Origin of the sequence: Pseudonocardia humida (assembly GCF_023898865.1) — a bacterium.
GTDB lineage: Bacteria > Actinomycetota > Actinomycetes > Mycobacteriales > Pseudonocardiaceae > Pseudonocardia > Pseudonocardia humida.
This window is the reverse complement of record NZ_JAGSOV010000086.1, coordinates 41216-66281: the sequence shown is the minus strand read 5'-3', so window position 1 is coordinate 66281 and position 25066 is coordinate 41216. Positions and strand designations below refer to the sequence as shown.

Here is a 25066-nt window from a genome sequence, read left to right as displayed (position 1 = left end):
TCACGTCATCGAACAGCAGCGCGTCGCAGTTGGTCGGGGTCAGCCGGGTGTGCGCGAGACCGGGGGCGCAGACCAGGACCTTGCGCAGGGTGCCGACCTCGGAATGCACCCCGTAGGCGGCCGACGGCCGGGTGGTGTCGGTCATGACACGTTCCTCCTGGGTGGCGGGCTAGATGGTGATGAGGCCGGTGGCGAGGCCGACGATCCCGAGGACCGCCAGTACGACGGCGAGGACGAACAGCGCGAGCTCGGCCGGGGAGAACACCCGCCGGTGCCGCTCGCGGCGCGCCATGACGAACAGGACGGTCCCGGGCGCGTAGATGATGAACGACAGCAGCAGGAACTCCAGGCCGGCCGCGAAGACCAGGAACGCGGTGTAGACGACGGCGAGCGCCGCGAACGCCACCTCCTTGCCCCGCCCCCGCGGCGCGGTGTCGTAGGTCTCGCCGCGCACGCCGATCTGCAGGGCGTAGGCCGCGGCCAGCAGGTACGGGATCAGCGACAGCGAGCTGCAGAGCTTGAGGGTGAAGGTGAACGCGTCCTCGGAGAACAGGGTGACCACCAGCACCGCGGTGATCAGCGCGCTGGTCATCACCAGCGCCGCGGTGGGCACGCCGTGGTGGTTCTCGCGCTTGAGGTAGCGCGGCATGTCGTCGTCCTGGGCCGCGACGAAGAGCACCTCCGCGGCCATCAGCGTCCAGGCCAGGTACGCCCCGAGCACCGAGACGATCAGGCCGATCCCGATGAAGGCCGAGCCCCAGGTGCCCACGACCGACTCCAGCGCGCCCATCATCGACGGCTGGCGCAGCTCCGCGAGATCGGCGCGGGGCAGCACGCCGTAGGACAGGATCGTCACCGACGCGAAGAGGGCCAGCACGCTGAGGAACCCCAGCACCGTCGCGCGGCCCACGTCCGAGCGCTTCTGCGCGTAGCGGGAGTAGACGCTGGCGCCCTCGACTCCGAGGAAGACGAAGACCGTCAGCAGCATCGTGGCCTTGACCTGCTCGAACAGCCCGCCGAACGACTGCTCGGTGCCGCCCCAGAGGTTCGCGGAGAACACCTCGGACCGCAGCGCGACGGCCAGGATCACCACGAACACCACGATCGGGACCAGCTTGGCGACGGTGACGATCCGGTTGATCGCGGCGGCCTCCTTGACCCCGCGCATGATCATGAAGTGGAAGGCCCACACGCCGACCGCGGACACCGCGACGGCGAGCAGCGTGTCGCCTTCGCCGAAGCCCGGGATGATCGTGCCGAGGGTGGACTTGATCAACACCCAGTAGGTGACGTTCCCGACGCAGGCGCTGGCCCAGTAGCCGAAGGCGGAGAAGAAGCCGGGGAACTCGCCGAACCCGGCTTTCGCGTAGGCGTAGACGCCGGCGTCGAGGTCGGGTTTGCGCACCGCGAGGGCCTGGAAGACGAACGCGAGCATGAGCATGCCCGCCCCGGCGATCGCCCAGGCGACCAGCGCGCCGTAGACCCCGGTGGCCTGGGCGAAGTTCCGCGGCAGGGAGAACACCCCGGCCCCGACCATCGACCCGACCACCATGGCGGTCAGGGTCAGCAGCGGCAGCTTCTGCGTCGCCTTGACATCGGTCGCGGTCATCGGACGTCAGCCCTTCTCGTCCGGGAGGGTCGGTGCCGCGGGCGGCTCGGCGTTGCGGGCCGCCCCGACGAGGTGCCGACGGTGATCGTCGACCGCCTCCGGCGGGTCGGACCTCGTCCGCAGGAGGTGAACCCGGCGGTGCGAGCTCAGCAGCGCGTCGGCCCACAGCGCCCGCGGGTCGTCGTCCACCAGCACCGCCTTCACCAGCAGGGTCAGCGGGACGGCCAGCACGGCCCCGACCGGGCCGAGGAGCCAGGCCCACAGCACGAGGGCCACCAGGGTCACGCTCACCGAGATGCCGACGGCGTCGCCGACGAAGTGCGGCTGGACGATCGAGGTGAGCACGAAGTTGACCACCAGGAACACCGCGACGACCGCCAGCACCATCGGCCAGCCCCCGACCAGCAGCGCGAGCAGGGCCGGCGGCCCGAGCCCGATCCAGAAGCCGAGGTAGGGGACGTAGTTGGTGATGAAGACCAGCAGCCCCCACAGGGCCGCGGCCGGGATGCCCAGCAGCGCCAGGACGACCGTGTCGATCACACCGGTGAGCAGCCCGATCGCGGTGGTGACCCCGATGTAGCGGCGGGTGCCGTCGGCGAACCCGCGCAGCGCGTCGCCGACCGGCCGGCGGCCGCCGGCGATCAGCGCGAGCCGGGCCCCGGCGCCGGACGACTCGATGCACAGGAACAGCAGCAGGGTCAGCAGGAACACGACGTTGCCCAGCAGGCTGGACAACCCCAGCAGCAGCCCGCTGGCGAAGCTCAGGACCTTGGCGAAGTTCAGCGACGCGGCCAGCGCCCGCAGCTGCTCGGTCCCGACGCCGAACCGGCCCAGGGTCGCGGTCCCGGACGAGACCACCGCGTTCGCCTCGTCGGCGTAGAGCGGCAGGACCGTCACCAGCTGCGCCACCGCGACGACGACGACGCCGGCCAGCACGACCACCAGACCGAAGACGATCAGGACCAGCACCGTCGTCGCCACCCAGCCCGGCAGGCCCAGCGCCCGCAGCCGGCGGCGCACCGGATGGACGGTGATCACGACGACCAGGGCCAGGAACACCGGCCCGACCAGCCAGGCCGCCGCCTGCAGGCCGGCCGCGACGATCACCGCGGCCGCCGCGCCGCCCAGCACGAGCAGCGCCCGCGGCGGCTTCGCCGCACCGGTGGCGGCCAGGCCGTCGAGACCGTGACGGGGCACCGGTCCTCCTTCGCCGTGGGCTGCGGTGGATGTGGACCGTCGCGCACCGGGCCCGGCGCCTGCCTCGTCCGCAGCGGAGGAGAACCGCCGCCCTACCGCCTGCCGGCCCGCGCCGCGGCCGCGGGCCGTCTCACCCACGCCGGACGAGGACAGCGAGGGTGCGCTCCCGCACTCTGGCGTCGTGCGGCGCCGCGCTGACGGGAGGTACCGGACGTGTCATCACGCTACGAATTCCGGGTGGCCGGTCTGGTGTCCGAGCGGTCCCGCGGCGCCTTTCCGGACATGGTCGTGGTCGACGCCCCACCCGAGACCATCATCGTCGGGGAGGTCCAGGACGAATCGCACCTGCACGGCGTGCTCGCACTGATCCAGTCACTGGGGCTGCGGGTGGTGTCCCTGCAGGAGATTCCCCACGGCCCGTGACGACCGAGCACAGCAGAACGTGAATCGTTGCCCGTTCCGGCACTACTCCGCGGATCGCATCGCTAGTAGCGTGAGATGAATACTGCGTATGGGCGAATGGCCACCGGCACGGGGTCGGCTCGGGGTACCGCGGGTCAAGACGGCGGTACCCCGGCTGTCGGCGCGCCACGTCTCCCGGCCGCGCCTGCTGGATGCGCTCGACGCCGCGGCACCCGGCCAGCTGGTGCTGGTGAGCGCGCCCGCGGGCTACGGCAAGACGCTGCTGCTGGCCGAGTGGGCAGCGCACAACCCGACGCGCACGGCGTGGGTGGCCCTCGACGAGGACGACAACGACGACCGGCGCTTCTGGTCCGCGGTGCTGACCGCGCTCACCTCGTGCCCGGTCGTCCCCGAGGCGCACGACCTGCGCGGGTTCGCCGTACCCGCGCGACCGAGCCACGACCACGAGTTCGTGGCGGCCGTCCTGGAGGCCGTCGAGGCGATGCCGGCCGCGCTGCGCCTGGTCCTCGACGACGTCCACGAGCTGACCGCGACCGACCCGCTGCACGGGCTGGGCACGCTCGTGCGGGACCACCCCCGCGGGTTCCAGGTCGTGGTGGCCGGGCGCAGCGACCCGCCGCTGCCGTTGGGGCGGCTGCGCCTGAACGGGCGGCTGTGCGAGGTCCGCGCAGGCGAGCTCCGGTTCTCGGTGGCCGAGGCGGACGCCATGTTCGCCGCCGCGGAGATCCCCGTCCGCTCCGACCAGGTCCGGCAGCTCGTCGCGCAGACCGAGGGGTGGGCCGCCGGGCTGCGGCTGGCCTCGCTGTCGATGCGCGGGGCCGACCCGGACGTGTTCGTCGCCGACCTCGTCGCGAACAGCCGGGCGGTGTCGGACTACCTCGTCACCGAGATCCTCGACCGGCTGCCGCGCGGGGCCCGGGAACTGCTCGCCTCGGTCAGCGTGTGCGACCGGCTGTCGGCGTCGCTGGCCACGGCCCTGTCCGGCCGGCCGGACGCGGGCGAGGTGCTCGACGTGCTCGAGCACGAGACCTCGCTGGTGATCAGCTCGGGTGAGGGCCGGGTCTACTACCGGGTGCACCCGCTGCTGCGCTCGCACCTGCTCGCGGACCTGCGCCGCCGCCGGCCCGACCTGGTGACCGAGCTGCACCGCCGCGCGGCCGCCTGGTTCGCCGACCGCGACCAGCCCGTCGCCGCGCTCGCGCACGCCCGGCGGGCCGCGGACACCACCCTGGTGACCGCCCTGCTCCGGCGGCACGCGCTGCCCCTGGTCGGCAACGGACGGCTGCGGGCCGTGCGGGAGGCGCTGGCCTGGCTGGTCGGGCGCGGCCACGACGACGACGTGCGGCTGGCGATGGTGGGGGTCCTGGTCGACCTGCAGGTCGGGGACGTTCGCGCGGCGCGGGCCCACCTCGACCGGGCGGACGACCTGTGGCCCGCGGATCCGCCGCCCGACGTGGTGGCGCTGCGCAACCGGGTGGTGGCCGGGATCGCCGCGTCCGACGGCGACGTGGACGCCATGCTGGCCGCCACCGAGGAGATCGCGACGACCGACACCGCGGATCCCGAGCTGGCCGTCATGGGCCGGCTCGGACGGGCGCTGGCGCTGGCGATGGCCGGGCGCCGGGGCGAGGCCCTGCGCATCGCGCAGCCGGCGCTGGACCAGGCACGCGAGCTGGGCCAGGGGCTGCTGGTGGCCCACGGTCTCGCGGTGCTCGCCCTGATCGCCGCGGGGACGGGTGAGTACCGGCGGATGACCGAGCTGGCCGAGCACGCCGACCGGGACGTGCCGCCGGGCACCGAGTGGGCGGCGACCAGCGGTGCGGCCGTGACCGCGATGCTGCGCTCCCTCGGCGCGCTGCTGCGGGCCGACTCCGGGCGGTGCCTGGAACTCGTCGGCAAGGCGCTCTCCTTCGCCGACCCGGGCTCCCCACCGGACCTGATGTCGGCGATGTGCCTGGCGGTGCGCGGCGCGGCGCGGGTCGACGTCGGGCACCGCCTGGACGGCCTGAAGGACCTGCGGTCCGCCCGCGGGGTCGCCGCCTCCGGCCACGCCGGGCCCGCCCTGATCGCCGTGGTCGCGCTGCTGGAGCACCGGGCCGCATCGCTCGCCGGTCGCCACGACCTGGCCCGCACGGTCTCGGGCTGGGCCGACGGCGCCCTGGGCGACGCCGGGGAGGTGGCGCTGCTGCGGGCCTGGCAGCTGAGCGAGCTCGGCAGGCACCGGTCCGCCCACGCGGAGCTCGCGCCGCTGCTGGACGGATCGCGGCCGTTGCTCACCCCCTGGGCCCTGATCGACGCGTGTGTGGTGGAGTGCCGGCTCGCCCTGCGCACCCTGCACACCTCCCGGGCCCGCGGCAGCCTGAGCCGGGCGCTGGAGCTCACCGAGGCGATGGACGCCCGCCGGCCGCTGGCGACGGCCCCGCCCGACGTCGTCGACCTCCTCGTGCGCCACCTCGGCAGCTTCGGCGCCCTCGACCCGACCGCGCGACGGGTGCTCGCGGCACGGCACGCCCTGGGGATCGACCGCAGCACCGTGGCGTTGACCGGCCGGGAGCGGGCGGTGCTCAACCTGCTGCCCTCCCAGCGCTCCTTCGACGAGATCGCCCGGGACCTCACCGTCTCGCACAGCACGGTCAAGACCCACGTCCGGGCGATCTACAGCAAGCTCGACGCCGGGTCCCGCCGGGAGGCCGTCGACATCGCCCGGCGGCACGGCCTGCTGCTGCCCGAGGGCTGACCGGCGCGTCCGCCGCCCCTCATCCGCTGCGGAGGAGGCGCGCCCGCCCACCGCAGCGGGAAGGTGGGCGCCCGGCGGGAGCGCACCCGGCGCCGCGCCGTGCAGACCGATCCGGCCGGCGGGCCGCCGCGCGCGGCCCCCGGATCGGGCGCGGACGAAGGGACGGCGGGTCCGGATGAGCCTCGCCGCTGCGGGCCGCCGGGGCCGGGCCGTGCTCACGGGCCTGCTGGCCCGCCACGAGTGGGCCGACCACCTGGTCCGGGCGGTCCTGCGCTACCACGAGAGGCACGGCAACCACCTCGCGGCCGCGATCACCTTCTTCAGCATCCTCAACGCGGTCCCGCTGCTGATGATCGCCCTCGCGGCGGCGGGCTACCTGCTGTGGTTCAACCCCGAGCTGCTCGCCGCCGTGGAGGCGGGCATCACCGGCGCCGTGCCCGCCGAGCTGGCCGACACCGTCGAACCGGTCATCGAGACCGCCGTGGAGCAGCGCAACACCGTCGCCGGCGTGGGCCTGGTCGCGGCGCTGTGGGCCGGCACGTGGTGGATGTCCAACCTGCGCGAGGCCGTCTCCGCGCAGTGGGCGATCCCGCCGCGCAACCCGGCGTCGCTGCAGCGCCTGCTCTCCGACCTGCTCGCCCTCGTCGGGCTGTGGCTCGCCCTCGTCGCCTCCCTGCTGGTCACCGCGATCGGGACGGGACTCGGCGAGACGGTGCTGCGGCTGGCCGGGTGGCAGGGCGCGGGCTGGACCCAGCTCACCCGGTTCACCCTCGGCCTGCTGCTCGGCCTGGCCGCGGACTGGCTGATCTTCTTCTGGATCATCACCCGGCTGCCGCGCACGCACGGACCCGTCCACGGCGCCGTCCGCGCCGCCCTGCTGGGGGCGGTCGGGCTGGAGGTCCTGCGGCACGCGCTGACGATCTACCTGGGACGGATCACCGGCTCCCCGGGCGGTGCGGTCTTCGGCTCGCTGCTCGGGCTGCTGGTGTTCGCCTACCTGGTGAGCCGGTTCGTGCTGCTGGTGACGGCGTGGGCCGCCACGGTGCCGGAGAACCTGCGGCCCGAGCCCGAGCCCGAGCAGCCGTCGGCCGTGGTCCACGCCGCCGCGGCGCCGGGGCGAACGGGTTCGGGCGGCGGGGTGGCCGCCGCCGTGGCCGGTGCGATGCTCGTCGGGGTGCTGGTGGGCACCCGGCTGCACCACGGCCGCCGCGGACCGCGCTGAGCCCGGTCCGCGCACCCGCTGACCACGCACCCGCTGGCCACGCCGACCACGCTGCGTGGCGGGCGATCGACGCAGAGCCTCGATCGGCGGTAGCACACTGCGTCAGTCGGCCGCTAGCGTTGGGCCGCTACCCCGGACCTCGTGGCCCGGCGACCCGGCGCGGACGGCCACGAGCGGCCACCCGCCGAGGGCGCGATCAGGCGTCGGGACGGCAGGGTGCTGTCGATCCCCGGTGTGCCGACGTTCGGGTGCCGGACCGTCCTGGGGAGTCGCATGATCGGCGAGGAGAAGGACCTCCGACCGGGTTCGCCGACGGTGCCCGCGGCCAAGCTCGTCGTCCCGCGGACCTCGCAGGGCCACCTGCACCGCCCGCGGCTGGTGCGGCGACTGGCCGGGGCCGGACCCGGCTCGGTCCTGCTCGTCTGCGCACCCGCGGGCTACGGCAAGACCCTGCTGCTCGCGGACTGGGTGAGCACCGACCCGACGCCGACCGCGTGGCTGTCGCTCGACGAGGACGACAACGACGACCGCCTGTTCTGGGCCGCCGTCGTGGCCGCGGTGCTGGCCTGCCCGACGACCCCGCCGGACAGCCCGCTGCACGACCTCGCGCTGCCGGCCGTCCCGAGCCGGGACCCGGACTTCCTGCCCGCCCTCCTCGGCGCGCTGCACGACCTGCCCGAACCCGTCCGGCTGGTCCTCGACGACGTCCACGAGCTGACCTCCGCCGAACCGCTGCACGGCTTGACCCGCCTGGTCCGCGACCGCCCACCGGCGGTGCAGATCGTCCTGGCCACCCGCAGCGACCCGCCCGTCCACCTGCACCGGCTGCGGTTGACCGGGGCGCTGCGGGAGATCAGGGCGGCGGCGCTCGCCTTCTCCTTCGACGAGGCGTCCGCGCTCCTGGCGATGATCGACGACGAGGTCCGGGACGACCAGGTCCGGCTGATCCTCGAGCATACCGAGGGGTGGGTCGCGGGGCTGCGGCTCGCGGCCCTGTCGCTGCGGGAGAGCGACGACCGCGACACGTTCCTCACCGACCTGGTCGGCAACGGGCGGGCGATCTCGGACTACCTGGTCGGCGAGATCCTCTCCCGGCTCACCGACGAGGTCCGCGACGTGCTGACCGCGGTCAGCGTCTGCGACCACCTGACCGCTCCCCTCGCGGTCGCCCTCTCCGGGCAGGACGACGCGGGCGAGCTGCTGCTCGCGATGGAGCGCGAGACCTCGCTCGTGGTCAGCTACGGGGAGGGACGGCGCTGGTTCCGCGTGCACCGCCTGCTGCTGTCCCACCTGCGCGCCGACGTGCGCCGACAACGCCCGGACCTGCTGTCGGTGCTGCACGCCCGTGCGGCACGGTGGTTCGCCGACGCCCACGACCCGCCCACCGCGCTGCGGCACGCGCGGGCCGCGGAGGACCCCGATCTGATCGACGAGCTGGTGCACCGCCACGGCCTCGCCCTCGCCGCGCTGGGGCACCACGACGCGGTGATCGAGGCGCTCGACGCCGCCGCGGCCTGGCGGGCGCCGGGTGCCGTCGCGGAGCTGGTGCGGGCGCTGGCCTGCATCGAACGCGGCGACGCCGCCGCCGTCGCCCGGCACGTCGCCCGCGCCGAGGCGGTGTGGCCCGCCGATCCCGCACCCCGGCTGCTGTCCCTGCGGGAGCTGGTCGAGGCGCGCCGGACGTGGACCGCGGGGCGGTGGGGAGCCGCGGACCCTGGCCGCTCGCGGCCGTTCGCCGACGGCTCGGTGGGCGAGCAGATCGGGCTGGTCGTCCGGGCGAACGCGGCCCTCGCCCGCGGCGACCCGCGGGCGGCCGAGGAGACGGCGAGGACGGCCACCGACCGGGCGATCAGCGACGGCAACAGCTACACGACCGCCCGCGGCCTGACCACCCTCAGCATCGCGGCCGGGATGGGCGGCGACATCACCCGGATGGTCGACCTGGCCGAGCGGGCGGAACGGTCGGCGCCCGCGGAGCGGTGGCGGTCCACCGAGGGCGCCGCGCTGAACGCGGTGTGCGCGCCTACGGCGCCCTCCTGCAGGCCCGCCCGCAGGAGGGCCTGCGCATCGCCGAAGGACTCCTCGACGTCGACACCGGCCCGTCCGGGCGCCCCCGGGTGCCGGGCGCGGACGGGATCGTGCCGGTCGTCGAGGTGCTGCTCGCGGCCGCCCGGTTCGACCTCGGCGGCGGTCCCGGGGTCCTCGACGCGATGCGGTCGGCCCGGACGGCCGTGCTCCCCGGGGTGGCGCTGCAGGGGCCGGCCGCCATCGGCGCGCTGCTCGAGCACGGCGCGGCGGTCTGGCTGCGCCGCGCCGATCGCGCCCGGGAGGTCCTCCGCTGGGCGGAGGAGCGCCTGGGCCCCACCGGTGACGTGGTCTTCCTCCGCGCGGTGGGGTCGGCTGCCGCGGACCGCCACGACGCGGCCCGGGAGCACCTGCGGCCCGTCCTCGACGGGTCCCTCGCCCCGGTGATCCGCTGGGTGCTGGTCGAGGCGTGGCTCCTGGAGTGCGACACCGCCCTCGCCGTCGGCTCCGCGCGCCGGGCCCGCACCGCCCTGCGCCGGGCCCTGGGCGCGGCCGAGGAGATGGGGGTGCTGCGCCCGCTGGTGTACGCCTCGACGCGGGTCGCCGACTTCCTGACCGAGCAGGTGGGGGCGCTCGGCGCGGCGGGCCGCCGGGCCCGCGACGTGCTCGCGGTCCGGTGGGCCCGGGAACGGGTACCACCGGTCACCCCGCGGGAGATCGCCGTGCTGACCCTGCTGCCGACCCGGCTGTCGCTCGAGGACATCGCCCGGGACCTGGGGGTGTCGGTCAACACCGTCAAGTCCCACGTGCGGGCGGTCTACGCCAAGCTCGACGTGGACTCCCGCCGCGCCGCCGTCGACGCGGCGCGAGCCCGCGGATTGATTGAGCCGGCAACAATGCCCTGAACGGCGCTCCGATCGGCGGCCCGCGCGGCACGACGAAGGACCCCGGGGAATCGATCCGATTCCCGTCATCGTCCGCAGCGGGTGAGATCCGGTCGCCCGAAAGCGCGGCCCATCACGATCCCCGGAGAAATCGCCGAGGCATTGTTCCGATCGGATCCCTCCCCGGTGGACAATCGCGGAAGGACAAACGCGGACGGGGCGTCGCGCCGTTCGTCCGGCGGGCGGTGCGGGCGCGCTCGAGACCGCCCGACGCCGGGCACCGCACCGTCCAGCAGCCGAGGAGAGCCATGAGCACGTCCGTCGACACCACAGCGCAGACCGCCTGGTGGATGCTCCTGATCCGCGCCGTCCTGACCGTGGTGTTCGGGGTCGTCGCCCTGGCGTCACCGGGGATCGCGCTGCTGGTCCTGGTCTACGTCTTCGCCTCCTACGCCGTCCTGGAGGGCGTCGCGGCCATCTCCTTCGGGTTGCGCGCCCGCGGCAGCCACCCGCACTGGGGCTGGTCGGTCGTCGAGGGCGTGATCTCCGTCCTGGCCGGGGTCGTCGCGCTGTTCTGGCCCGGCCAGACCGCGCTCACCCTGCTGGTCGTCGTGGCGCTGTGGGCGATCGTGCTGGGCGTGGCCGGGGTCGGCGAGGCGTTCGCGGCCCGCGGGCGCGGCGACCGCAGCTGGGGCTGGACGCTGGTCGGCGCCGCGCTGAACATCGTCGTCGGCATCCTGCTGCTGGTCTGGCCCGGCAGCGGGATCCTGACGCTGCTCTGGCTGGTCGGGGCGTTCGCGCTGGCGTCCGGGCTGGCCGGGATCGGCCGCGCGTTCCGGGTCCGCGCCGCGGGCACCGCCGGCTGACCGGGCCCACCGGCTAGGGACCGGTCGCCGCGGGCACCTCCGACGCCGCGCCCGCCCACGCCACGTGCCCGTCCGGGCGGACCAGCACCGCCTCGACCCCGGTCCACTCCGGGCGCCCACCCGTGGACTCCACGCGGCGCACCGGGTGGCCACGGCCGTCGCGGACCTCGCCGGTCAGGTCGAGCAGCCGGAACCCGCCCGAGCGCAGCGCGGCGAGCACCCGGTCGCCGCCGGTCAGCGCCAGGTCGGGGACGCGGGCGCCGACCAGCGGGTGCGCGTCCGGCGGGGCGGGGTAGCGCACGCGTAGCCCGGAGAGCCGCTCGGCCAGGCCGGTGGCCAGGCCCGGGTCCTCCCGGATCAGCTCGGTCAGCAGGGCGCGCAGCTCGCGGCCGTCGGGCGAGAAGTCGGTCATCAGCGCGGTCTGGGCCTGGGTGCTGCGCAGCAGGTCGCGCCCGACCGGCCAGCGCTCGGCGTGGTAGGTGTCGAGCAGCTCCTCCGGGGCCGTCCCGCCGACCACCGCACCGAGCTTCCACCCGAGGTTCATCGCGTCCTGGATGCCGACGTTCATGCCCACCCCGCCGGCGGGCATGTGCTGGTGGGCGGCGTCCCCGGCGAGCAGCACGCGGCCGGCGCGGTACCGCTCGGCCTGCCGCGCGGCGTTGCCGAAGCGCGACAGCCAGGCCGGTGAGTGCGCCCCCCAGTCGCGGCCGGCGACGGCGGTGGTCTTCGCCCGGACCTCGTCGAGGGTGAGCTCGTCCGGCCGGTCCCGCCGCACGTCGTCGGGGGCGATGCCGACCAGCCGGTGGTGGCCGTCGGGCAGCGGCACGCCCAGCAACTGGCCCCCGGCGCCCCAGGAGCTGAAGACCGGCGGGTCGGGGCGCTCGGCGAGCCGGACGTCGGCCAACCAGCCCACGCAGGTCTGCTCGGTGCCGGGGAAGCCGATCCCGGCGGCCGCCCGGACCGTGCTGCGCACCCCGTCGCAGCCGACGACCCGGGCGGCCGCCCGCGATCCCCCGTCGGCGGTCCGCACCACGACCGCGTCCTCGCCGACCTCCAGGTCGGTCACCCGCACGCCGCGGCGGACGTCGGCGCCGAGGTCGCGGGCGTGCTCCTCGAGCAGCTCCTCGGTGCGCCCCTGCAGCAGCGCGAGGGTGAACGGGTAGGGCGTGTCGAGCGCGGCGAAGTCGAGCCGGCTGTCGAGCACGGCGAAGTGCCCGCTGGGCACGCGCATCCCCTCGCGCAGCAGCACGTCGGCCGCGCCGCGCGAGTCGAGCACCTCGATGGTGCGCGGGTGCACGGTGAGCGCCTTGGAGTGCGGGTCGCGCTCGGTGCGCTCCTCCAGGACGGTGACCGCGGCCCCGGCCACGCGCAGCTCCGCGGCGAGCCACAGCCCCACCGGGCCGGCACCGATCACGACGACGTCGGTGGTCCCGAACGTGGTCATCTCACTCCTCCAGCAGGTCGGGCTGGGCGTGCACGATGTCGTCCCAGAGGACCTCGAAGCTGAAGCGGGCCAGCCGCGGGCTGCCGAACTGCGCGTGCGCGATGCGGGCCTGCTCGTCGTCGAGGTAGGCCGGGGTGCCGGCCGCCTCGGCCAGCAGCTGGACCTGGGCGGAGCGGTCGAAGCTGACGAACCAGTAGGCCGCCTCCTCGATGCTGGCGCCGACGGTGATGATCCCGTGGTTCGCCAGCACGACGGCCCGGTGCTCGCCGAGCGCCTCGGCCATCCGCCTGCCCTCGTCCTCCTCCAGCGCCAGGCCGTTGTACTCGGTGTAGCGGCCCTGGTCCTCGAAGAAGGCGCAGGCCTCCTGCACGACCGGGCGCAGCGGCGCGCCGAGGGCGGCCAGCGCCCGGCCGTGGATGGAGTGCGCGTGGGCGGCGGCGGCGACGTCGGGGCGCCGGTCGTGGATCGCGCCGTGGATGACGAAGGCGCCGCGGTTGACCGACCGGGTGCCGGTGACGACCTCGCCGTGGCGGTCGACCAGGACGAGGTCGCGCACGCTGATCCGGCCGAACGACACGCCGAACGGGTTGACCCAGAACGTGTCCGGGTCGCCCGGGTCGCGCACCGTGATGTGCCCGGCGACGCCCTCGTCGTAGCCGAGCCGCCCGAAGATCCGCAGCGCGCCGGCCAGCCGCTGCTTGCGGTGGCGCCGCTCGTCCTCGACGGAGTCGAACGTGGGCGCGGGCGGGACGCCCAGCGCGCGGCCCGTGGTCCCGGTCATCCGGTTCCTCCCTGGTCTCCTCGTCCGCCGAGCGCCAGCAGCAGCTCGGCGGTGCGCTGCGGGAACTGCAGCGGCAGGTGGTGGCCGGCGTCCTCCCACCGCAGGACGGTCGCGCCGGCGGCGGCCGCTTCGTCCGCGGTGGCGGCGAACAGCGGCAGCGCCGCGCCCAGCACGTAGGTCGTCGGGACCTCGACCGGGGCGGACGGTGGTGGGAGCGGCTCGGTGTGCGTCGCGGTGGGCATCGGCGTGGCCCGCCGGAGCAGCCAGTCGACCTCGTCCGGGGCGGTGGTCCCGAGCAGCGCCGGGTCGAGCGGGCCCCACCCCCACGGGTGCTCGGCGGGTGGCTCGCCGAACAGCCGCGGCAGGTCGGGCAGCACGTCGAACGCCGACTGGCCCGGCTCCGGCCGGAACGCGTCGAGGTAGACCAGGTGCGCGAGGCGCTGCGGGAGCCGCCCGGCGACCCCGGTGATCACCATGCCGCCGTAGCTGTGCCCGACGAGCACGACCTCGTCGAGGGCCTCCCACGTCAGCAGCCGCACGATGTCCTCGATGTGGGTGCCGAGCCCGACGTCGGGGCCGGCGAGGTGGCCGCGATCGGCCAGGCCGGTCAGGCTCGGGGCCAGGACCCGGTGCCCGGCCGACTCCAGCGCCGGCCGCACCGCCTCCCAGCTCCAGCCACCCAGCCAGGAGCCGTGGACGAGCACGTAGTCGGTCATGTCGCTCTCCTGTCCGTCGGCGGGTCCGGCTCAGCCGGCGACCGCGAGCGCGTCGATCTCGATCAGCCACTCGGGCAGGCCCAGCGCGGCCACCCCGAGCCAGGTGCTCGGCACGAGCGGGAACTCCTCGCCGAACACCCGCCGTGCGGCGGCGAAGACCGGCTCGATCAGCGCGGGCGAGCTGTCGACGACGTGGATCGTGTACTTGAGCAGGTCGGCCGGGCGGCAGCCGGCGCCTTCGAGCGCGCGGCGGAGGTTGGCGAAGGCCTGCTCGGCCTGCGCGGCGTGGTCGCCGGGACCGACGAGGACGCCGTCGCGGTCGAGCGCGACCTGCCCCGCGACGGCGACCACGCGCCCGCCGGGCGGGCCGATGGCGAGGTGGGCGTAGAGGTCCTGCACGGGTGGGGCGAGGGTGGGCGGGTTGAGGCGCTGCACGGTCACGAGGGCTCCTGTTCGCCGGTCCCCGGAGTGCCGGGGCAGCCGCGGCGCGGCGACGGCGGTCAGTGTTGGGCGCCGATCCGCCCCGCGTCAACCCCACAGACAACTTCTTTTGCCTATTAGACAACGTACGTCGGACTACAGCCCAGCTCAGCTGCCTGTGTGTTGCCCATGAGACGAAGCTGTTCGCCTCAGGGATCGAGCCTCGGCGTGTACGGTGGGCGCGTGCCCGCCGATGCCGACATCGACCTGCGCGTCGCCCAGCGCCTGCGCGAGCTGCGCACCGAGCGCAGCGCCACGCTGAGCTCGGTCGCCGAGCTCACCGGGATCTCGACCGCCCACCTGTCGCGCCTGGAGAAGGGCGAGCGCCAGCCCTCGATCGGGACGCTGCTGCAGCTGGCCCGCGTCTACGGGACCACCGTGGGCGACCTCGTCGAGGACGTCCAGGCCCGCGGCCACCACCTCGTCCGAGCCGGCGAGGCGGCCGTCACCCGGGGCCGCGAGGGCGAGTACGCCGTGCTCAGCGGCCCCCGCACCAACATCCTCGCGGTGAGCGTGCGCATCGGCGCCGGGCAGTCCACCCTCGACGCCCGCCACCCCGGCGAGGAATGGCTGCGCGTGCTCACCGGACGCGCGGCGCTGCGCCTGGACGGCGAGGACATCGCGCTCTTCCCCGGCGACTGCGTGCACTTCGACGCGGCGCGCCCGCACCGGCTCTCCGCGCCGACCGACGACGCCACCGAGATCCTGGTGGTCTCGGCCGCCGGACGGGTGCCCGCGCACCACCCGCTCCCCCGGCCACCGCGCCACTAGGGAGCGACCTCAGCGCCGCCCCCGCGCGCGACCAGGTCGATCACACCCGGCGTGGGCGCCGCGGTCGGGCGGGCGCGGTCACGCTGCGACCCGCAGCACCGACAGGGTGCGCGAGCCGTGGCTGGTGACGTAGACGTGCGCCCCGTCGAGGGTCCGGAGGATGAACCGCGTGCTGTCCCCGACCCGGACGGGTGCTTCCGTCCGGCCGGTGGCGGCGTCCACTGTGGTCACCGTGCCCTCCAGCACGTTCACCACGTACAGGTACCGGCCGTCGACCGACCAGGTCAGGTTCTGCGGGTGCGGGCCGGCCGGGAAGGTCCGGGCGACGGTGTTGTCGTCGGTCGAGATGATCGACACCGTGGCGGCGTCGTAATTGACGCTGGCGACCTCGCGACCGTCCGGCGAGACCGCCACGCTGTGCGGGGCGGCGTCGACCGCGACGGAGACGACCACCTCCCCGCTGGTGGTGTCGATCACCGACACCTTGTTCGACTCGTGGTTGGCGGAGTAGGCGATGTCCCCCGCCGGGGAGAACGCGACCGCGTGCGGGTTCGGCGGCACCCTGACCTCGGTGAGGACGGTCAGATCGTCCGGATTCAGCACCGAGATCTTCGCCTCCCCGTGGATGGGCACCCACAGCCGCCCGTCCGGGGCGGTGACCAGGGCGTACGGCTTCGGTCCGGTGGGCGTGAACCCCACGGGGGTCCCCGACGGCATGGCGAACGCCGCGACACCGCTGCCGGAGCCGTCGTCGTCGAACACCGCCACGAACACCCGCCCGCCGTCCCGGGAGACGGCCACGTACCGGGGCACCCCCGGCACCTCGACGGTCTGGCGCTCGACAGGAGTGGCACCGCCGGTGTCGAGCACGACCAGTGTGCGGGAGGTGGAGTCGGCCACGTAGAGGGATCGCCCGTCGGGCGCCAGCGCGGCACCCTGCGGTCCGCCGGCCAACGGCACCGCCGTCTCGATCGTCGGCGTCGCCGTGGCCACCAAGGCGGTCGGGGTCGGCGGCGCCGGCGGGGTCGTGGTGGCGGCGGTCGGCCCGGGCGGCGCCGCCTCGTCGGTCTCCCAGCGCGGCAGCGCCACGACCAGGAAGCAGACGAGGGCGACGGCCAGCGCGCCGACGACGGCGGCGATGATCCGGGATCGTCCCGACCGCGGCTCCTCGGGACCGCCGTCCGGGGACGAGGTGGTGACGCCGGTCGGAGCGGCGAGGACCTCCTCGGCGCGGGCGCGCTCCACCCCGGGCAGGGGGACGGAGGACCAGGCCACGTCGATGTCGGCCGTCTCGTCCGCCGGCCCGCGGTCGCCGCTGCGGGCGGGCGTCGGGTCCTCGATCCCGGCCTCCGGCACCGCGCCGTCGCCGGTCTCGGCGGTCTCGCCGATCTCGCCGGTGTCATCGGTCTCAGCGGTCTCAGCGGTCTCAGCGGTCTCAGCGGTCTCAGCGGTCTCAGCGGTCTCAGCGGTCTCAGCGGTCTCAGCGGTCTCAGCGGTCTCGCCGGCGGACAGCGCGGCGGCCGACTTCTCGAGCGGCACGGTCGCCGGCTCGTCGACGTCCTCCGCCGCAGGCTCCTCGGCCGGGCGTGCGGCCGGCTCATCGTTCGAGCTCGCGGCGAACTCCTCGGTCGGCACGTCGACGCGCCCGTCCGCCGATCCCCCGACATCCTCCGCAGCGGGCTCGGGGGAGGCCACCTCGTTCTCGTCGGTGTCCGGCTCCTCCCGCAGCTCGTGGCGGGACTTCGCGAGCTCGCGCTGCTGCTGCTCCCGGTGGCGCAGGACGAGCGTGAGCTCCTCGGTCCGGGCGTCGGTCCGGGCGTCGTCGTCGGTGGTGACCGCACCGGCCACGATCGCACCCCCGGGCCCCGCCGTGACCAGGACGGCCCGTGCGGCCCTGGCGAGCTCGACGGTCGAGGCGAAGCGCTCCTCCATGCGCTTGGCCATGCCCCGCCGGATCACCTCGTCGAACTCCTCCGGCAGCTCCGGGCGCAGGTCGGTGGGCGAAGGCGGCGGGATGTGCAGGTGCGCGTGCATCAGCGCCGGCAGGTTGCTGCCGCGGTAGGGCTTGTGGCCGGTCAGGAGCTCGAACAGGACGCAGGTCAACGAGTAGATGTCCACCCGCGGATCGGTGACCCCGTCGAACTGCTCGGGAGCCATGTAGTCCAGGCTGCCCATCACCGCACCGCTGCGGGTCAGGGTGTGGCTGCGCGTCGAGGTGGTCGAGCGGCTGATCCCGAAGTCGGCCAGGTACACGAACCCGTCGGCCAGGTCCGCCGACTCCCGGTCGATCAGCAGGTTCGACGGCTTGACGTCGCGGTGGACCAGCCCGGCCGCGTGCGCGGTCGCCAGCGCGCTCGCCGCCTGCTCCACGATGGACACCGCCCGGCCGGGGTCGACGGCGCCGATCGCGTCGATCAGGTCGCCGGCGTCGAACCCCTCCACGTAGCGCATGTCGATGTAGAGGTGACCGTCGATCTCCCCGTACCGGTGGATCGGGATGACGTGCGGGTTGCGCAGCCGCGCGGCCAGCCGCGCCTCCCTGCGGAAGCGCTCCTGGAACTCCTCGTCGTCGGCGAGGTGGGCGTTCAACCGCTTGACCGCCACCAGCCTGTGGTGCTCGGTGTCGAACGCGCGGAAGACCTCACCCATCCCACCGCGACCGAGCAACCGCTCCAACCGGTAGGGGCCGAACTCCTCCGGCACGGGCCCTCCCGAGGAGCTCGGGTCCCGGCCGTTCTCCCGATCGGCGACCATCAGGCGCCCACGACCCTGCGTCGAGCGGAGTACGGCAGAGGAGGCCGAGCAGCTCTGGGCCCGGCACCCGACCGGTGCGCCGTGCGGCGGATCACCTCGTGCTCCGCGACGAGGTTCCGAGGCCGATCGAGGTCATGCCGCTGACCTCGCGGCTGCGGGCGGCGCTGTTACCGAGGATGACGAACCGGCCCCGTTCGGCGACGGTGCTCCGGCGCGGCAGTAGGCCCGATCGTGTCGGCTGCCGGCCCCCGCAGCCGCCGCGCCACCCGGCTCACCGCCGCCTCGTTCGTCCTGGCCGCCGGCATCGCCGTCGCCGCCGCCCAACCCGCCGCGGCGCAGGTCATGGTCGTCGTACCGCCCGGGTGCGGCAGCGCATCGGGCACGCTGGTCCCGGCCAACAGGCTCGACGACCACAGCGGCGACGCCGGTCCGCTCGGGACCGCCGCGGCGCCCTACGTGGCCGACCCGACCTTCGACATGATCACCGTCGGCACCGCCTTCAACGACCACGTCCAGGGCAACAACGGCGGGAACGACACCCTCTGCGGCCTGGCCGGCGGCGACCACCTCTACGGCGAAGGCGGTCTCGACAACGTCTTCGGCGGCAACGGGGCCGACGTCATCGAAGGCGACGCCGATGCCGACAACCTGCACGGCGGGAAGGGCACCGACGCCATCTACGGCGACAACGCCACCGACTCCAACGGCGCCCTCGACGGTGCCGACCTGATCGCGGGCGGGGACGACGGCGACACGCTGCGCGGCGGCGCGCGCACCGACGACATCCGCGGCGGCGCCGGCTTCGACTTCGCCGAGGCCCAGGGCGGCGGCGGCACCTGCGTCGACGTCGAGGGCGTCGACCCGACGGCGGCGGTGGCCGCACCGGCCAACCCGCCCGCCTGCTGACCGGCGTGGAGCCGACCCGACGAGGTCGGCTCCACCGGCACGGGGGGGGCGTGCGGGTGGGTCGGCATCCGCCACCAGCGCCACCAGCCGATGGGCACCACTAGCCGACCCCGTGGTCACTCACTGTCCTGAGAACCTCTTCGCGAGATCCCGGAGTCGTTGCACAGCCTCGGCCAACTGATCGCCGGTGATGTTCGCGCCAGGCATCGGGTCCAGGCGCTCGAACTGGTCGGCGAAGCGCAGGTACTCCCGGTGAGCGTGTTCCCGGCAGGCGAGGCAGGTCACGCTTTCCGGACGGGGCGAGGTCATGGCGTAGGTCACCCGAAGGCCGCAACCGGTGGTGACGACGCTCGGCGCGTCGGTGACGCGGCCCAGCATCGACGAGATCAGGTTGCGGACAGTGGGGCCGGCCTCCAGCACCTTCTGCTCGACGTGGATGTGCGGATCGGTCTCGCTCATCTGCCCGCACCTCCATCGGGGTCGTTCCCGCACCAGGCTACTGTCCGGCATGCCGCCGACCCGGTGAACGTTCGTGGGTCACCGCACTAGTGGTCGCGGTCGGAGGTTCGTCTGGGGTATCGGGGATGCAGCTTCTCGCTGGGCGTGCCGGCGGGCAGCCCTCGTACCTGGTCGTACTCGGGTTGTCCGCCGGTGCGTCCAGCGAGAAGCCGGGCCGCCGTGACCTCGGGCGAACCTCCGATCGGGGCCACTAACTCGCGGCCCGGGCGGTGAACGGCGCGTAGCGCTCGTCGACGGGCAGGTGCAGCCCCGCGCGCACCTGACGCGCGGTCTCGTCGGCGAGGACCTCCGACGCGCCCGCCTCCAGGCCGTCCAGCACCTGCCGGACGACGTCCGCGGGCGCGGACTTGGGTGCGTCGACCCCGCTCGCCATGTCGGTGTCGACGTAGCCCATGTAGACCCCGACCACCTGGACGCCGCGCGGGGCGAGGTCGACGCGCATCGAGTCGGTGGCGCTCCACAGCGCCGCCTTGGCCACGCCGTAGCTGGCGCCGATCCCGATCCAGGACAGGACCGAGGCCAGGTTGACCACCGCACCGGAGCGCTCGGCGAGCCGGTCGGCGAAGGCCGAGGTGACCGCGAGCGGACCGAACAGGTTGACCTCCAGCTCCCGGCGCAGGTTCGTCGTGTCGGCGCTGAGCACCGGGGTCGGGGTCGACAGGCCGGCGTTGTTGATCACGATGTCGACATCGTGGGCGGCCTCGGCGGACCGGGCGACGGAGTCGGGGTCGGTGACGTCGAGCTGCAGCGCGACGACCCGCGGATCGTCGCCGGCGATGGTCGCGGGGTTGCGCGCGGCGGCGTACACCTTCGCGGCGCCGCGACCCAGCAGCTGCGCGACGAACTCGCGACCCAGCCCGCGGTTCGCTCCGGTGACCAGGACGGTCCGGCCGGTCAGTGCGGTCATGACTGTTCTCCTCGGGTGGGTGTCATCGGGACGACCTCGCCCTCGACCCGGCCGGAGGGCCGTGGTCCGGAGCGTGCGCCGATCCCCGGTCCGTCGCGGACCCGCGCAGGCCGAGCTGCGCCAGCGCGATGTCCGCACCGCGCTCCAGGAGCTCGTCCGAGAGCCGCCGGTCGGTGATGGCCCGGGCCGTCTGCAGCGTCCCGAACATCCCGGTGAGCACCGCGAGCACCTGGACCCGGACCGAGGCGGGATCACCCGGCTCGAGCCGGGCGGCGATGGCGTCGACGACCCCGAGCAGCCCCGCGGTGTACGCCTGCCGGACGGTCTCGCCGCTGTGCGCGATCTCGCTGAGCAGCGCCGCCGACGTGCAGCCCTCGGCCGGGTGATCGCGGTGCTCGGCCGACAGGTAGGCCCGCACCACCCGCTCGATGTCCGCATCGGCGATGCGGTCGCGCTGCGCACCCAGCTGGTCGGCGATCACGCCGGCGACGAGGTCGTCCTTCGAGGCGAAGTGCCCGTAGAAGGCGCCGTTGGTGAGCCCGGCGTCGGCCATCAGCGCCGCCACGCCGGAACCGGCCAGCCCACCGGCCTTGAACCGCCGCCCCGACGTCTCCACGATCCGCCGGCGCGTGCGCTCCTTGTGCTCCGCCCCGTACCGGGCCACGACCCGCCTCCCCCGTCGATCCGCAATTACATTACGACCATACTCCAATCCGGCGGACGCGGTGGCCCCGATCGGTGAGAAGCGCACCGGTAGTTCGCGCCGAGGTGCAGCGTCGGGTCCCCGATCTCGTCGGGCACCCGGCCTACGGCGTGCTCACGGGCGGCGGCCGATCCACACCGACCGGGTCGCGCGGACGACGAGGTCGTCGCGGTCGCCCACGGTGGTCGCGAGCGCGTCGAGCGCCGCGACGTCGTCGGAGCTGAGGCGGTCGGCGAGGCCGTGGCGGACGCGTTGCAGGCTGACCTGTGCGTAGCGGGCGGCCCGCGGGGGCAGCGGGGGACGCAGCTCGATGTCGAACCGCCGCTCGCCCTTCACCTCGAACCCTGCGGCCGTCAGGCGGACCCCCCAGTCCTCGCCCATGTGCATGCCGTGCTCGTGCCGCATGCGGGCGAGCTCGGCGTGGAAGCGGTCCTCGAGCGCGGCACCGGCCGGGTCGGGGAGGAACCGCGGGAACGAGTCCAGCTCGACGATCACGAGGAAGCCGCCGGCGCGCAGCGCGGTGCGCACCTCGGCGAGCGTGCGGGCCGGGTCGGCCAGGTGGTGCATCGAGGCGGACGCCCACACGAGATCGGCCGGGGCGCCGAGATCCGGCCAGGCGAGATCGAGATCGGCGCGGACCGTGCGGACGCGGTCGGCGACGCCGGCCGCGACGGCTCGTTCGCGCAGGTGTTCGAGGAGGTCCTCGTCCTTGTCCAGTGCGGTCACCCGGGCGTCGGGCAGGTGCCGGGCCAGGGCCAGCGTGCCGGTTCCGCTACCGGCTCCGAGGTCGACGATGCGCGGCCGGTCCGGGGCGAGCGAACCGGCCCAGTTGATCACGTCGCGGTGGAAGTCGTGCAGGACGTCGGCGTCGAGATCGAGCATCTCGGCCATGTGATCGTGCGGCATGACGCGAAGCTACCCGCGGATGTGCACTATTGGCATATCATCTTGCGCATGACGCAAGACGGAGAACTGGACGCGCTGGTCCGCCAACGCATCCGCGGCCTGCGGGTCGCGCGCGGATGGTCGCTGGACGAGCTCGCGACCCGCAGCCACCTGAGCCCGTCCACCCTGAGCCGGATCGAGACGGGCCACCGGCGCATCGCCCTGGACCAGCTGGCCCCGATCGCCCGGGCCCTGGGCACCACGCTGGACCAGCTGGTCGAGTCGGGCCGGGACGAGGACGTGGTCATCCGTCCCCACCACGACGACGAGCGCGGCACCACCACCTGGCTGCTCTCGCACGAGCACGGCACGGCGGGCACGACGGTGGCCAAGATCCGCCTGAGCCGCCGGGCCCCCACCGACCTGCGCGTGCACCCCGGCCGCGACTGGTTCACCGTGCTGTCCGGCACGGCGGTGCTGCGACTGGCCGAACGCACCATCATGGTCCGCACCGGAGAGGCCGCCGCGTTCTCCACGATGGTGCCGCACGCGTTCGGCTCGACCGGCGGGCCGGCCGAGATCCTCTGCATCCTCGACCACGACGGCCGGCGCACGCACCTGGGACCGCGGTGACGATCCGTCCGGCGTGAACTCCGCATCCCGCATCCCGACCGCACCGACCCCACCGTCCGCACTCGCACGCTCAGCGCCCGCACGCTCACGCTCGGCGCGTACTGCCACCCCCGTGGGTGAACCCGGGTCTGGTGTGGCCGCACCGGCAAGGGCGTGGATGGTGCGGCCGGACGGATCACTTCGTCGCGCGGAAAGAGTGGGCCGACGTGACCGACCCGTCTGCCGACCCCCTGACCGGAACCGGGGTCGACAGCTCCGTTCCGCACTCGGCGCGGATCTGGAACCACTGGCTCGGCGGCAAGGACACCACCCGGTCGACCGGGAGGCCGGCGACGCGTGGGCCGCCACCCAGCCCGACATCGTCAAGATCACCCGGCCGGTCGCGCGTTCCTCGACCGGGCGGTCACCCACCTGGCCGGCGAGGTCGGCATCCGCCAGTTCCTCGACGTCGGTACCGGTCTGCCGACCGCGAACAACACCCACGAGGTCGCCCAGAGCGTCGCCCCGACGCGCGCATCCTCTACGTCGACAACGACCCGCCAGTGCTCGCGCACGCCCGCGCCCTGCTGACGAGCACCCCGAGGGCGCCACGCTCTACCTCGACGCCGACATGAACGACAGCGAGAAGCTCGTCCACGACGCCTCGAAGGTCCTGGACTTCACCGCGCCGGTCGCGGTGTTCCTCATGGGCGTGCTCGGCCACATCGCCGACCTGTCCCAGGCCCACGCCCTGGTGTGGCGGCTGATGGAGCGGGTGCCGTCGGGCAGCCACTTCGGCGGCGTCGCGCGCGAGGCGTAGGGACCCGCGCAGCGCGGTCGAGCGGCGGGCTACCGTCCGTCGCGTGCGGTTCGGGTTGCTGCTGCTGTCGGCCCAGTTCCCCGGCCGGTCCCACTCCGCCGTGCTCGACGCGACGGTGGCCACCGCGGTGGCCGCCGAGGAGGCGGGCTTCGACGACGTGTGGGTGGCCGAGCACCACTTCATGTCCTACGGCGTGTGCCCGTCGGCGCTGACCCTGGCCGGCTACCTCCTCGGCGCCACCCGCCGGATCACCGTCGGCACCGCGGTCACCGTGCTCAGCACCCAGCACCCGGTCGCCGTGGCCGAGCAGGCGCTGCTGCTCGACCAGGTCTCCGGCGGGCGCTTCCGGCTCGGCGTCGGGCGCGGCGGCCCCTGGGTCGACCTGCTCGTGTTCGGCTCCGGCCCGGAGCGCCGCGGCTCGGGCTTCCCCGAGTCGCTCGACCTGCTGCTGGCCGCGCTGCACGGCGGGCCGGTCCGCGGCGCCGGCCCGCTGTTCACCTTCCCCGAGGTCGACGTGGTGCCCCGGCCGCGCAGCGGGCCGCGACCCGACGTCGTCGTCGCGGCCACGACCACCGCGACGGTGCGGCTGGCGGCGCGGCGCGGGCTGCCGCTGCTGCTGGGCATGCACGCCGACGACGCCGAGAAGGCCGCGGCGGTCGCCGACTGGGAGCGGATCGCGGGCCCGGCCGCGGGGCACGTCAGCGTCGGGATCGCCCACGTCGCCGACACCGACGCCGACGCGGGCGCCGAGCTGTGCGAGACCCTGCCGCGCTGGCTCGGGCCCGGCCTGGCCGGCTACCGCCGCGCCGACGGCGCCCCGCACCGCACCCGCGACCCGCACGCCTACGCCGAGCACCTGTGCCGCATCCACCCCGTCGGCTCCCCCGCGACCTGCCGCGAACGCCTCACCCGTACGGCGGCCGCCACCGGCGTCGACCACGTCGTGCTCATGGTCGAGGGCACGGGCGAGCCGGACCGCACCGCCGAGACCATCCGCCGGCTCGGCGCGGAGGTGCTGCCCCACCTGGGGGTCACCCCGACCGGCTGACCACGCTGACGTGACCCGGCACCGTCCCGGTTCGAGCCGAAGCGCTGCCGCGATCACGGCACCGCCGCCGCCGTGCTGGGCTGGGCACCGGGCTGGGCACCGACGTCCGGCCACCCGCGCAGAGTCAGTTGCGGGCCGCGGCGCCCTGCAGCGCGGTCAGCCGGGCCGGCAGCGCGGCGGGGTCGAAGCGGCCCGCGCGCAGCCAGTCCCGCACCGCGGCGACGTCCTCGGCGGTGCGCACCGGGCCGATCCGCACCGCGGCCCCCGACGGCCGGCGGTCCGCGTCGCAGGGCTGCACCACGACGACCGGCCCGGCCGGGCGCAGGCGGCACCCGGTCGGGCCCATCGTGCACCCGGCCACCACCAGCACGCCCATGGCGCTGCCGACGACGCAGTCGCGCAGGACGGCGCGCAGGACGTCGGCCGGCTCGCCGCGGCACGGGACCGCCGCGCACGCGACGACGGTGTAGCCGGCCACCGCGGGCGCGCTCACCGCGGTACCGCGCCGTCACACCCGCTCTCCGCGGGCTCGCGGCCGGTCAGCCGGCAGCGGCGCGACATCAGCGCTCCTCGCGGAACTCGACGTGGCGGCGCAGCACCGGGTCGTACTTGCGCAGCACCATCCGGTCCGGGTCGCTGCGCCGGTTCTTGCGGGTCACGTAGGTGGTCCCGGTCCCGGCGGTCGATCGCAGCCGCACGATCGGCCGCAGCTCGTTCCTGGCCATCGACACCCCTCGCCATAGTGAAAATGATTGTC

General features: G+C 74.7%; 23 protein-coding genes and 1 pseudogene. 11 read left to right on the top strand and 13 right to left on the bottom strand.

The window, feature by feature from the left end; all coding sequences use genetic code 11:
- Nucleotides 1-169: 169 nt before the first annotated feature.
- On the bottom strand, nt 170-1609 hold the full coding sequence (locus tag KDL28_RS36985; RefSeq protein ID WP_252446149.1) for a basic amino acid/polyamine antiporter: 1440 nt from the start codon (nt 1607-1609) through the stop codon (nt 170-172).
- Nucleotides 1610-1615: 6 nt separating this feature from the next.
- Nucleotides 1616-2806, bottom strand: coding sequence for an AI-2E family transporter (locus tag KDL28_RS36980; protein WP_252446148.1), 1191 nt, complete (start codon nt 2804-2806; stop codon nt 1616-1618).
- 213 nt (nt 2807-3019) lie between these two features.
- Between KDL28_RS36980 and KDL28_RS36975 the strand changes: the two genes are divergently transcribed.
- The 6 genes from KDL28_RS36975 (at nt 3020) to KDL28_RS36950 (ending at nt 10963) form a co-directional block, all read left to right on the top strand.
- Nucleotides 3020-3229, top strand: coding sequence for a DUF8691 family protein (locus KDL28_RS36975; protein WP_504967691.1), 210 nt, complete (start codon nt 3020-3022; stop codon nt 3227-3229).
- A gap of 88 nt (nt 3230-3317) precedes the next feature.
- Nucleotides 3318-5966: a helix-turn-helix transcriptional regulator gene (locus KDL28_RS36970; RefSeq protein ID WP_252446146.1), complete on the top strand. Its 2649-nt coding sequence runs from the start codon at nt 3318-3320 to the stop codon at nt 5964-5966.
- A 175-nt stretch (nt 5967-6141) separates the two neighbouring features.
- The gene (locus tag KDL28_RS36965) at nt 6142-7188 is read left to right on the top strand and encodes a YhjD/YihY/BrkB family envelope integrity protein (RefSeq protein WP_252446145.1); all 1047 of its coding nucleotides are present in this window, start codon (nt 6142-6144) and stop codon (nt 7186-7188) included.
- 273 nt (nt 7189-7461) lie between these two features.
- Complete coding sequence (locus KDL28_RS36960) at nt 7462-9660, top strand: winged helix-turn-helix domain-containing protein (protein WP_252446144.1); 2199 nt, start codon at nt 7462-7464, stop codon at nt 9658-9660.
- Nucleotides 9657-10118, top strand: a complete 462-nt coding sequence (locus KDL28_RS36955; protein ID WP_252446143.1) for a helix-turn-helix domain-containing protein — start codon at nt 9657-9659, stop codon at nt 10116-10118. Before KDL28_RS36960 ends, KDL28_RS36955 begins: the two co-directional genes overlap by 4 nt.
- A gap of 287 nt (nt 10119-10405) precedes the next feature.
- Complete coding sequence (locus KDL28_RS36950; protein ID WP_252446142.1) at nt 10406-10963, top strand: HdeD family acid-resistance protein; 558 nt, start codon at nt 10406-10408, stop codon at nt 10961-10963.
- A 13-nt stretch (nt 10964-10976) separates the two neighbouring features.
- Here KDL28_RS36950 and KDL28_RS36945 read toward each other — a convergent pair whose 3' ends face one another.
- Genes KDL28_RS36945 through KDL28_RS36930 form a run of 4 tightly spaced genes read right to left on the bottom strand, consistent with a single transcriptional unit; the run spans nt 10977 to nt 14345 of the window.
- Nucleotides 10977-12407, bottom strand: coding sequence for an FAD-dependent monooxygenase (locus tag KDL28_RS36945; RefSeq protein ID WP_252446141.1), 1431 nt, complete (start codon nt 12405-12407; stop codon nt 10977-10979).
- 1 nt (nt 12408) lies between these two features.
- Complete coding sequence (locus KDL28_RS36940; RefSeq protein WP_252446140.1) at nt 12409-13188, bottom strand: class II aldolase/adducin family protein; 780 nt, start codon at nt 13186-13188, stop codon at nt 12409-12411.
- Nucleotides 13185-13904 (bottom strand): alpha/beta fold hydrolase, encoded by a 720-nt coding sequence (locus KDL28_RS36935; protein ID WP_252446139.1) that lies wholly within the window; start codon nt 13902-13904, stop codon nt 13185-13187. Before KDL28_RS36935 ends, KDL28_RS36940 begins: the two co-directional genes overlap by 4 nt.
- Before the next feature lie 30 nt (nt 13905-13934).
- Entirely contained in the window at nt 13935-14345 is a 411-nt protein-coding gene (locus KDL28_RS36930; RefSeq protein ID WP_252446138.1) for a RidA family protein, read from the bottom strand.
- 222 nt (nt 14346-14567) lie between these two features.
- On the opposite strand from KDL28_RS36930, the gene KDL28_RS36925 reads away from it, so the two are divergent.
- Nucleotides 14568-15155 (top strand): helix-turn-helix domain-containing protein, encoded by a 588-nt coding sequence (locus KDL28_RS36925; RefSeq protein ID WP_252446137.1) that lies wholly within the window; start codon nt 14568-14570, stop codon nt 15153-15155.
- A gap of 78 nt (nt 15156-15233) precedes the next feature.
- Here KDL28_RS36925 and KDL28_RS36920 read toward each other — a convergent pair whose 3' ends face one another.
- Nucleotides 15234-17858: a serine/threonine-protein kinase gene (locus tag KDL28_RS36920; RefSeq protein WP_252446136.1), complete on the bottom strand. Its 2625-nt coding sequence runs from the start codon at nt 17856-17858 to the stop codon at nt 15234-15236.
- A gap of 282 nt (nt 17859-18140) precedes the next feature.
- On the opposite strand from KDL28_RS36920, the gene KDL28_RS41925 reads away from it, so the two are divergent.
- Nucleotides 18141-18815 (top strand): calcium-binding protein, encoded by a 675-nt coding sequence (locus KDL28_RS41925; RefSeq protein WP_252446134.1) that lies wholly within the window; start codon nt 18141-18143, stop codon nt 18813-18815.
- 120 nt (nt 18816-18935) lie between these two features.
- Here the strand turns inward: KDL28_RS41925 and KDL28_RS36910 are convergent, their stop codons facing one another.
- The 4 genes from KDL28_RS36910 to KDL28_RS36895 all read right to left on the bottom strand — a co-directional run bounded on the left by KDL28_RS36910 (nt 18936) and on the right by KDL28_RS36895 (nt 21850).
- On the bottom strand, nt 18936-19274 hold the full coding sequence (locus tag KDL28_RS36910) for a hypothetical protein (RefSeq protein WP_252446132.1): 339 nt from the start codon (nt 19272-19274) through the stop codon (nt 18936-18938).
- A 250-nt stretch (nt 19275-19524) separates the two neighbouring features.
- Nucleotides 19525-20241 (bottom strand): SDR family oxidoreductase, encoded by a 717-nt coding sequence (locus KDL28_RS36905; RefSeq protein ID WP_252446130.1) that lies wholly within the window; start codon nt 20239-20241, stop codon nt 19525-19527.
- A 22-nt stretch (nt 20242-20263) separates the two neighbouring features.
- A complete protein-coding gene (locus KDL28_RS36900; protein ID WP_252446128.1) occupies nt 20264-20905 on the bottom strand; it encodes a TetR/AcrR family transcriptional regulator in 642 nt (213 codons plus the stop codon).
- A 153-nt stretch (nt 20906-21058) separates the two neighbouring features.
- Nucleotides 21059-21850 (bottom strand): class I SAM-dependent methyltransferase, encoded by a 792-nt coding sequence (locus KDL28_RS36895; protein WP_252446127.1) that lies wholly within the window; start codon nt 21848-21850, stop codon nt 21059-21061.
- Nucleotides 21851-21898: 48 nt separating this feature from the next.
- On the opposite strand from KDL28_RS36895, the gene KDL28_RS36890 reads away from it, so the two are divergent.
- The 3 genes and pseudogenes from KDL28_RS36890 to KDL28_RS36870 all read left to right on the top strand — a co-directional run bounded on the left by KDL28_RS36890 (nt 21899) and on the right by KDL28_RS36870 (nt 24309).
- Nucleotides 21899-22462: a helix-turn-helix domain-containing protein gene (locus KDL28_RS36890; RefSeq protein WP_252446126.1), complete on the top strand. Its 564-nt coding sequence runs from the start codon at nt 21899-21901 to the stop codon at nt 22460-22462.
- A gap of 336 nt (nt 22463-22798) precedes the next feature.
- Nucleotides 22799-23261, top strand: a pseudogene (locus KDL28_RS42330) (SAM-dependent methyltransferase).
- Nucleotides 23262-23304: 43 nt separating this feature from the next.
- Nucleotides 23305-24309 (top strand): LLM class flavin-dependent oxidoreductase, encoded by a 1005-nt coding sequence (locus KDL28_RS36870; RefSeq protein WP_252446123.1) that lies wholly within the window; start codon nt 23305-23307, stop codon nt 24307-24309.
- Nucleotides 24310-24433: 124 nt separating this feature from the next.
- Here KDL28_RS36870 and KDL28_RS36865 read toward each other — a convergent pair whose 3' ends face one another.
- Both KDL28_RS36865 and rpmG read right to left on the bottom strand, forming a co-directional pair.
- Nucleotides 24434-24802 carry a hypothetical protein gene (locus KDL28_RS36865; protein ID WP_252446122.1) on the bottom strand — a complete coding sequence of 123 codons (369 nt, stop codon included), beginning with the start codon at nt 24800-24802 and terminating at the stop codon, nt 24434-24436.
- Between the two features lie 67 nt (nt 24803-24869).
- Nucleotides 24870-25034: a 50S ribosomal protein L33 gene (gene rpmG / locus KDL28_RS36860; RefSeq protein WP_252446121.1), complete on the bottom strand. Its 165-nt coding sequence runs from the start codon at nt 25032-25034 to the stop codon at nt 24870-24872.
- Nucleotides 25035-25066 lie beyond the last annotated feature (32 nt).